The organism is Lelliottia sp. GFLA7 (assembly GCF_056490165.1).
Genome location: NZ_JBWLAQ010000053.1, coordinates 1 through 473 on the forward strand (window position 1 = coordinate 1; position 473 = coordinate 473).

The 473-nt window shown below is 65.8% G+C and carries 1 protein-coding gene; it reads left to right on the plus strand.

Features of this window, described 5'->3' with window-relative positions; genetic code table 11:
* Nucleotides 1-473: transporter substrate-binding domain-containing protein (locus AC07RN_RS21105; RefSeq protein WP_478337235.1), on the plus strand; the 473-nt coding region annotated here is incomplete at both ends.

The following is a 473-nucleotide window of genomic DNA, read 5'->3' on the forward strand; positions in this document are numbered from 1 at the left end:
GAGCAGATCGCCTTCTCCGCAGAGTATTTCCAAGCCGGTCAGCGGCTGCTCGTGCCTGAGAACTCCGGGATCCGCGAACCCTCGGACCTGGCCGCCAGGCGCGTGTGTTCGGTGGCCGACACTCCGGCGATGTTCGCCGTGCAACGGCTGATACCGAAAGTCGAAGTCATGACCGTGACCGACTGGGACGACTGCCTCGTCGCCCTCCAACAGGGACAGGTTGACGCGGTGAGCACCGACGACGCCCTCCTGCTCGGCATGGCGGTGCAGGATCCGAACATGCAGATCGTCGGTCCGGTGATGGAAGTCGCGCCGTACGGGATCGGCATCAACAAGAACGACGACGACCTGGTCCGGGCGGTCAACGCCACCCTGGAGCGGATCGGGAAGGACGGAACGTGGACGAACACCTACAACCGTTGGCTCTCCGGGCTCGGGCCGTCGCCGGGTCCGCCCGCGCCTCACTACCAGGA